Origin of the sequence: Rhizobium quercicola (assembly GCF_021168455.1) — a bacterium.
Lineage (GTDB): Bacteria > Pseudomonadota > Alphaproteobacteria > Rhizobiales > Rhizobiaceae > Ferranicluibacter > Ferranicluibacter quercicola.
Genome location: NZ_JAJOZR010000027.1, coordinates 1 through 8,207, shown reverse-complemented (window position 1 = coordinate 8,207; position 8,207 = coordinate 1). Strand labels below are relative to the sequence as shown.

Below are 8,207 nucleotides of genomic sequence, written 5' to 3'. Positions count from 1 at the left end.
TGGAAACTATCGGGCAAATGAGCGATGAACCACTCATTAGCTTGCCAGCAGTGGCGCGATGATACTCTTCCGGCCCTTCGGAATGAGCCGTGGTCGTATAAGCTACACCACGTCCTGGGACACGATCCCATCCGACGACGTGGCTGAACCGGGAAGGTTGGAATGACGCCATTGCGGGTGAGGCGCCAACCCTTTCGGATGCTGACCGGGAGGCCGCAAGGAAAAGTACCGAGCGAGCCAAGCGCGATCATGAGAGGATGCAAAAACTGGTTGAGGCGCGGCGCCGGAACCTTGGTATGACAACCTGACATGCGCTGTGATACTAGCTCTTAGCGCGAAATGCTGGAGGATTGCATGACGGAAGCCAATAGAGAAATTTGGGATTCCGCGTCGGAGGTAGTCACCAAAGTTATGAATCGGATGACGCGACCGCTCATAACGCCTCTGGCCAGCAGCAGTGTGACGCATGTTCGCTTGGAGGGAACCGGAACATACCTGCGTTGAGAATGCGATTTACCTTCTCACGTGCCGGCATGTAGCGATCCGCAACGCTGATGACTTTCTGCTCCACGGCCTTGAGCAGCCATTCAAACTGAAAAACCAGTACAGGCTGCCTGGGACCGCGCTTGATTGCGCATTACTACCGATACCCACGCCGCTTTGGGCGGACAATGAGCATTCTGCCGCCGCCGTCCAGTTCGATCCCTTTTTCGCGCAAAAATACGAGCCGTACCCTAATGAGCTTTATTACTTCCACGGCTTTGCCGAGGAGAATGCAAACTACGCGTTTGAGGTCCACGAAACAAACCCGATCGGCTACACCACGGAGGTAAATCAGGGGTTCCCTGATGAACCGCACTTTTTCTACCTGCTGTGGAATCCGAAAGAGCCGCGGTTTACCGCGGACATGAGTGAAGAGGCCAAACAGGCCATAAAGAAATAGCGTGCAAACGGATTTAGCGGCTCACTCGTCTGGGATACGGGTTATGCCCGCGCCATGAGGGAGGGCCGGACATGGAACCCCTCTGATGCCCGAATTGTCGGCCAGCTTACTAACTGGGATAAAAACAATCACCAACTGGTCGTCCGTCGCATAGAGGACGTAAACGCATGGCTGACGACGGCGATTCAGGCCGCGATAAAAGCTGCCGCTCAGGTTGACCCCAACGGAGGGCGCCCTTGAAACACCACTACATTCCGCAGTTTTACCTTGAGCCATGGGTTAATCGGGAAACGGACAACAAGCTGACCGAGTTTAGGCGGCTGAAATTCCCGCTCGAACCGTTACCCCGGCTGGAGATCAAGCGGCGCGGGAAGATGGAAACCGGGTACGTCGAAAATCTGTATCGGGTGCCCGGCGCCAGCAAGGCAACCCAGCAGAACGTCGAACGCATCTTCATGGGCGCCGTGGACAAGCACGCCGCCACCGCGCGGGACATGATGCTTGCCGGAAACATCCCCATGGAGCCGCGCATCCGCCATGCCTGGGCGCGCTTCCTCCTGTCCCTCGTTATGCGGACGCCGGAGGCGGTGAAGGCGTTCAAGTACAAGGTGCGGTCGGACTTGCTCGCCCCGGACCCGGAGTTTCAGAGCAAGTACGATGAGCTGAAGAAAAACGACTGGCCGCCGACGCGGGAAGAATACATGCTCCAACGCAGTCCGACGCTGCCGGAGAGGCAGGCGGTCATCATGATTACCAAGCTTATCCAGAAACAGAACGTTCTGAAGCTCATGACCGGCGCGGACTGGTGGCTTCTCGACACGTCCACCAAACCGCATAGGAAAATCCTCACATCCGACCATCCGCTGATTATGAGCAATGGCTTGGGACGGCCGGACGGGCACTTCGCTCTGCCTATCAGTCCGCAGCTCGTTTTCGTAGCCTTCATGAATCACGGCATCGGACGGGGCATTCAGCGCATACCGCTCAGCCGTCTGGTGCGCGACATCAACGACGCCGTGATCGGGCAGGGTCGGCGATCGGTCTATGCCTTTGATGAGGACGAAACCCGCACCGTGAAGCGGCGGATGGGCAAGCGGGATTATATGTCGCCGCTCCCGCGCAACATGCTTGTGCTTGACGGCCAGCTGGAACCCATCAAAATCAAGGGGTGAAATCCGCCAAGGCCTACTTCGAACGCCTCGCCGCTCTGGCGTGTGCGCTCGCGAAGGATTGGGGCCATGAGTGTGGCGGGCGGATAACATGCCACCATCCCATCGGTATCGAGTGGCGGGGCATGGGCCAGAAGGCGCCTGACGACTGCGTTATTCCGCTGTGTGAGGCACATCACCAGCACTCCCGGAATGCAATACACCTTATGGGAAAGAAACCCTGGGAGAAAAAACATGGCTCCCAGCATGATTTGCTGGAAGCCACACTCCATCGATTAGATCAGACTTCGATGTAGCCCTTCGTCGTCAGGCGTATTGCATCATTAGGAGCATTTCCAATCCATTCCTGATCGCTGCAATACTGCAAGCCGGCAAGCCGCGCTCGTTTCCTCCCGGATCTTTAACCCGGACAGTATGCGGGGGTTGTACTTTGACAAAGTGACTGAGGACGAGCCTGCAGATATGCGGGCCGGCTTCTATGCCACCATCATTTTGCCAGCACTTGCCGACCGGGAAGGGCAGTGGACGAAGATCGGAAAGCCGAAGGGCCACAACGAATTCCACGGCGACTACGAAAAAGCGGTAGCTGACCCCGAATGACCTGAGACCCTGAACTTGCTCCAGAATTTGGTAACCTATCGCGACGGGTACCCTTGCCTCGTGATCGAGCACTATGAGAATGGCACGTTCGCGCACTTCAGGTGAAAACTTGTTCATTGTCTTGCTCACTTCAGCTCAACCCTCTCAGAAGTTGGAGCCGCCGGAAAACCGGTGCAGCGGTTCAAAGGGCCGTAGAATTTTCACAAGAAATGATGCTCCACAGGCCTTGGCCGCGCTATCTGGCCCAACAGGAGGGGCCGTGCGAGTTGAACCTTGCCGTGGCCTCATATACGGTTGAAGGAACAAGAGGTGATCATGTCGCGGTCAGAAACCAAATCATCTGCTGAGACTGCCAAGACCTCAGCACTCAAGCCACTGTCCGCCTCGCGCTCGCGCTATACCGGTGGTGGCGAGGCGCTTCCCCGCCAAGCGTTTGCCGGAGGCTCGTCCGTGAATGGTAGAGCCGCAGAGTTCCTCGAGCTCGTCGAGCCGCATCGAAACGTCAAGGAGCTAGTTCTCTCCACCGAGGTTTCGCGGGTTCTTTACGACATCGCCGGCGAGTATCGGTTAGGTGAAACAATCCGCAGCTACGGTCTGCCCTTGAGAACGCGGCTCTTGTTCTGCGGCCCTCCCGGCTGTGGAAAGTCAATCACCGCAGAAGTGCTGGCACGCGAACTCGGTCTTCCATTCCTGGTCGCCAAGCTCGATGCGCTGATCGGCTCGATGCTTGGAGAAACGGCGTCAAACCTGCGCCGCATCTTTGACGCTGCGGAGCGGCAGCCATCGGTTCTCTTCCTCGATGAGTTTGATGCCCTGGCACGCATGCGCTCTGACCCGACAGAACACAATGAGATGCGACGGGTCGTCAACAATCTGCTTTTGATGATTGAACGCTTTAAGGGGAGGGGCTTCATTCTGGCAGCCACGAACCTTGAGACGACGATCGATCCCGCGATCATTCGCCGATTCGACGAAGTGGTCCTGTTCAATCGCCCCAACGCCTCCGAGATCCGGCGGCTCATAAAGTTCAAGGTTCGTAATTTCGGCGTCGAATTCGACATCGCGGACATCGGGCGCAAATTGGTCGGCAGAAGTCATGCAGATGTGGAACGAATTTGTTTTACTGCCATGCGTCACGCAATCATGGAAAATCGCAAGAAAATCGCTGACGCCGATGTCGAATATGCAGTAAATTCCGATCGACGTCGTAAAGAGATTCAAGATAAGCTGAGCGTCTCCGTAAAATAAGGGAATACGCTTGGCTCGCCGTCCGCACCTTCCTCTCCGCCGCCTAGAAGGATCATTGGAGCGGCGCAAGCGCCCCGGATTCCCGTCCTCCCCAGATCGCGATCACAGTGTGCACGGCGCGAAGTTGCAGGCCTCGCTGGTCGAACTGGTGTCGCGCAAGGCGCAGCGTAATGACCCGGCCGAAGATCCGGCGATCATCGTAAAAATCACGACGCGCGGCTACATCAGTGAAGACGGATTGGCCGCCAATGGTTTGACTATCCTGGCGCAGCGGGACGATACAGCGACCGTGGCGCTCTCGATGGATCGGCAGCTTTCTCAGGTCCGCGCTCGCTCAGCTCAATATACAGGGGACCTCCCGGCCGGCCAAAAATCGGCAACCCATGCCGGGTTCTTCGACGCGATCGAAGAGTTTTCCGAGTTGGATCCATCGGACCGGATCGGCAGCGCTCTCACCCGCAATGGGTTCGATTCGCTTGCGGCAATCCCGGATGGAGGTACTTTCCTTATCGACGTCGAGCTTTGGGACGTCGACGACGAGATGCTCAGGGAAATCTACATCGAGCGCGTTAGGGTAGCCGCGGAAACGCACGGGGGCGACTTTCTCAGCCGTTATCGCGGCGCCGGACTTTTTATCGCCAGGGTGAGAGTGCCCGGCGCTGGCCTTAAGGCTCTACTAGCGATGAACGAGGTCGCGTGGATCGACCTTCCCGCTCAGCCAGATTTCGCACCGGACCCAGCCGCCGATATGACGATCGAGGTCTTGCCACCACTGGAGCCGCCGTCTGCAAGCAGTTTGTGCATCGGCATTATCGATTCTGGCATCATGGCAGCCCATCCCATGCTTGTCGGCGTGGTCGCAGGCGCGTTTGGGGTTCCTGACCGGTTTGGTGTGGATGACGAGAAGCGACATGGAACGTCGGTGGCGGCCTTGGCAACCTACGGATCACTGTCCACGCATCTTGACGAACAGCAGCTCACGCCACGGTTTCGCATCGCCAGCGCCAAGGTCGTAGATGGGAATGGCAGATTTGATGATGATCGCACGGTCGCCGACATCATTGAGGAAGCAATCCGACGGCTCCATGACGAGTATGGCTGTCGAGTGATCAACATCTCGCTAGCGGATATCGAGCATATCGTGGGCGGCAGGCCATCGAACTGGGCAATGGTCCTCGATAACCTCGTGCGCGAACTGGGTATTATTGTTGTCGTGTCCGCCGGGAACGTCACTGACGTCAGCGCTCGCTTGCTGAATGAAGGCCTTGCGATCTATCCGGATTATTTGCGGGACGCTGACAACCGTCTGTTTGAGCCAGCTAGCGCGCTCAATGCGCTGGTTGTCGGTTCACTGGCCCACTCGAATGGGTTGATGGCTGGCGATGAAGAAAACGTCGATATAATCGCATTGACATCGACGCATCATCCTTCTCCGTTCAGTCGATCAGGTCCGGGATTTGCCGACAGCATCAAGCCAGATCTGGTCGAATATGGTGGGACCGCGGTCTGGTTGGGCTACGCATCGACATTGTCTGCGGATCGGCCAAGCTGCGGTGTGCTGACGCTCAACGCGAACTATCTTCAGAGCCTGATGACCTATCGCCACGGTACGTCGTTCGCCGCCCCGGTCGCAGCCTTTAAGGCGGCGATGGTTCTATCGGAGTTTCCTGACCGTAGCGCGAATTTTATTCGTGCCCTCATTGGCTTGAGTACTGACCATCCGCCGGCCCTCCTCGAAAGGGTGACCGTCGGAACCGGAAGAGAAAGCTATCGCCATGCCGGCTATGGCGTTGCCGACATCAACCTTGCCAGCGCATCAGAAGATCATAGGGTCGTGATGGCAATTGAAGATAGCCTGCCGGTGGATCGCTTTGCCGTGTACGAAATCCCGATCCCGACCGACTTTCAGACTGTTAGGGGGCGAAGACACATTAAGGTCTCGCTCGCTTTTGACCCGCCGGTGAGAAACAGCCGGAAGGAATATGCTGGCATCAAAATGGGCTATCACCTGGTTCGCGGCAAAACCGCGGAAGAGGTGTTCGACCGGTTTCGAAAGTGGGAAAGGGCCGAAAAGGAACAAAACGGCGGAGAATTCGTCTTCGAGGGCGGTTCTTGGAAGTGCAACATGGAGCCATTGGCAACAATGCAGGAAGCCGGAACTTTGCAGGTCGGCTCCTTCGTCGCGAAACGCGATATTTCGACTTACGGCGACCGGTACTACCTGGTCGTCCGTTGCGAAGGGAAATGGGCAGCAAACCTTGTCGAGGAACAGACATTTGCTTTAGCCGTGGAGCTTTGGCACGAAGCCGTCGTCGCGCTCTATCAGCAGGTTGCTGTGACCCTTGGCGTATAGCGGATCGCAAGCCGTGAACGCGCGCTGAAGCTGGCAGCAGAAACCGGAGTCCTGAACGCTGGCTCGCATTCGCCGTCCCCCGGTTTCGGACGCATCCGCAAAGATCGGAAGGGCCATAGCTGGGTCCCAGCGGAGTACACTACACGTTCGGAGCAAGGCTAATCCCCACGGCCGTTGCGTCCTTCGCTGCGCCCAAAGATTTCAACGGCTTGTTTGTTTGAGGATGTATGGGTCACCGGTTATGCTCCCATCAAGGCGATGGTAGGTTTGGGTTACCGGAGGTCCCCAAATTCTTCTGGCGTTAACTCTGTTCACGATGCTGCCCTAGACAGAGTGCCTGCCGCTCATCCTTGAGTGATATTTCCGAGGCGAGCAGCCCATAACACGCTTGAAGGCGGTGCTGAATGCGCTGTCAGAGTCATATCCGACTGCCACTGCGGCTGAGGCAATGGTTTTGTACGGCTGCCTTAGAGCATCGGCGGCTAACATCATGCGCCAGCGCGTGAGATATTCCATCGGACTGACGCCGACGCTCGCCTTAAATCGTAGCGCAAAAACCGTGCGCGACATGCCCGCGGTCTTCGCCATCGCAGCGACGCTCCATCGTCGCGCCGGCGCCGCATGCAGGGCGGCGATGACCGTTGCTAACGCAGGATCGGCCAGTGCAGAAAGCCATCCGACACGCGTGCCGTCGCGCGTCGTCAGGTGCTGTCGCAGCGCCTGTATCAGTATCAGGTGGGAAAGGTGCTCGACGAGAAGGTCGCTTCCAGCTCTAGGAGTACGCAGCTCGGCCATCATCCGGTCGAGCGCCCAGCGCATCGCCGTCTGGTCTGTTTCGTCGTTGATATGGACAACTGGCGGAAGCAGGCTTAGCAGCAGACTGGAGTCAGGACCGTCGAAACCAAAATGCGCGGCGCAAACAAAGCAATTGCCGCCCTCTCCGTAGGTGACAACCTCGCCATTGCTTCTGCCAGCCAGGAAGACGGCGGCATCCACGGGTGCGAGGTCTGGATCGCTACTGATGCGAAACGCACGACCGCTCGGCAGCAGAACGCAAGTGCCGGCCTGGAGCCGCATAGGCGCGGGTCCGTCCTCCACTGTCAACCAGCAGGTTCCTTCCAGTATCGCGTAGCAGTACAGGCCTTCATGAGGTGGGAAGCGGATAGAGAGGTCGCCAGCGGCATCCGTGGCCCCCGTCTTCAAACGCCGCGGCTTCAAGATAGTCAAGATGTCGGATAGTGGATCCATTTACGAACGATCTCGAAGATTTTTGGGTGAAGTAGGCATAGATGGTGCGGAGGCACAGGGCTAGTCTGAAGATCTTTAATGATTAAAGGATATCTTATGTCTGTCTCCTGGACCCATCAGCTGTCGCCCCGCGGTGGCATATCGAGATTGTGGTAATGATGGGCGTGCTTTCGTTTAGATCCCGCGTGCACCGGCTCGCATGGGTGGCCGCGGCAACAATCTCAACCGCGGTGGCGCTGGTTTCTTATCGCTATCTTGTGGGCCACGGGCCGGTCCCCCCAAATATCATTGCCAACCGGCATTTTGATCCCTGGATCGCGGTGCACGCGGCCGGAGCTGCTACAGCACTGCTTCTCGGACCGTGGCAATTTCGGCCGCGATTAAGAGTACGGTGGCCGTTTCTTCACAAGTGTATCGGTCGCATTTACGCACTTGGTTGCGCGAGCGGTGGCCTAGGCCGGATCGACATTCAGGCTTTCCAAATCGGTTGATCGCTGATTCATAGAACTCCGTGTTGGATCACGGAGGCCTTTGATGGCGGCGAAGCGGTATGAACTGAGCGATGGGCAGTGGGCAAAGATTGCGTCCTTGTTGCCGGGCAAGATTGGTGATCCGGGGCGCACCGGGTCGGACAACCGCTTGTTTA

At 57.4% G+C, this 8,207-nt stretch carries 7 protein-coding genes and 1 pseudogene; 6 read left to right on the top strand and 2 right to left on the bottom strand.

The window, feature by feature from the left end:
* Positions 1 to 466: 466 nt before the first annotated feature.
* The 3 genes from LRX75_RS23110 to LRX75_RS23530 all read left to right on the top strand — a co-directional run bounded on the left by LRX75_RS23110 (position 467) and on the right by LRX75_RS23530 (position 2,408).
* Positions 467 to 943 carry a hypothetical protein gene (locus LRX75_RS23110; protein ID WP_231816920.1) on the top strand — a complete coding sequence of 159 codons (477 nt, stop codon included), beginning with the start codon at positions 467 to 469 and terminating at the stop codon, positions 941 to 943.
* A 236-nt stretch (positions 944 to 1,179) separates the two neighbouring features.
* Entirely contained in the window at positions 1,180 to 2,115 is a 936-nt protein-coding gene (locus LRX75_RS23105; RefSeq protein WP_231816919.1) for a DUF4238 domain-containing protein, read from the top strand.
* Positions 2,112 to 2,408, top strand: coding sequence for a DUF968 domain-containing protein (locus LRX75_RS23530; protein ID WP_476748529.1), 297 nt, complete (start codon positions 2,112 to 2,114; stop codon positions 2,406 to 2,408). Before LRX75_RS23105 ends, LRX75_RS23530 begins: the two co-directional genes overlap by 4 nt.
* A 10-nt stretch (positions 2,409 to 2,418) precedes the next feature.
* Here LRX75_RS23530 and LRX75_RS23100 read toward each other — a convergent pair whose 3' ends face one another.
* Entirely contained in the window at positions 2,419 to 2,829 is a 411-nt protein-coding gene (locus LRX75_RS23100) for a hypothetical protein (RefSeq protein WP_231816921.1), read from the bottom strand.
* Between the two features lie 198 nt (positions 2,830 to 3,027).
* On the opposite strand from LRX75_RS23100, the gene LRX75_RS23095 reads away from it, so the two are divergent.
* Together LRX75_RS23095 and LRX75_RS23090 are read left to right on the top strand one after the other, a co-directional pair.
* Entirely contained in the window at positions 3,028 to 3,960 is a 933-nt protein-coding gene (locus LRX75_RS23095) for an AAA family ATPase (protein WP_231816918.1), read from the top strand.
* 55 nt (positions 3,961 to 4,015) lie between these two features.
* Positions 4,016 to 6,313: a S8 family peptidase gene (locus tag LRX75_RS23090; protein ID WP_231816917.1), complete on the top strand. Its 2,298-nt coding sequence runs from the start codon at positions 4,016 to 4,018 to the stop codon at positions 6,311 to 6,313.
* A 324-nt stretch (positions 6,314 to 6,637) separates the two neighbouring features.
* Here LRX75_RS23090 and LRX75_RS23085 read toward each other — a convergent pair whose 3' ends face one another.
* Positions 6,638 to 7,561, bottom strand: a complete 924-nt coding sequence (locus LRX75_RS23085) for an AraC family transcriptional regulator (protein ID WP_231816916.1) — start codon at positions 7,559 to 7,561, stop codon at positions 6,638 to 6,640.
* Between the two features lie 534 nt (positions 7,562 to 8,095).
* Between LRX75_RS23085 and LRX75_RS23080 the strand changes: the two are divergent.
* Positions 8,096 to 8,207 (top strand): annotated as a pseudogene (locus LRX75_RS23080) (IS5/IS1182 family transposase); the annotation flags it as partial.

Excerpts from the sequence above, each read along its gene's own strand:
- LRX75_RS23110 (WP_231816920.1), top strand. The coding sequence starts at position 467 with ATGTTCGCTTGGAGGGAACCGGAACATACCTGCGTTGAGAATGCGATT.
- LRX75_RS23100 (WP_231816921.1), bottom strand. The coding sequence starts at position 2,829 with ATGAACAAGTTTTCACCTGAAGTGCGCGAACGTGCCATTCTCATAGTG.
- LRX75_RS23095 (WP_231816918.1), top strand. The coding sequence starts at position 3,028 with ATGTCGCGGTCAGAAACCAAATCATCTGCTGAGACTGCCAAGACCTCA.
- LRX75_RS23085 (WP_231816916.1), bottom strand. The coding sequence starts at position 7,561 with ATGGATCCACTATCCGACATCTTGACTATCTTGAAGCCGCGGCGTTTG.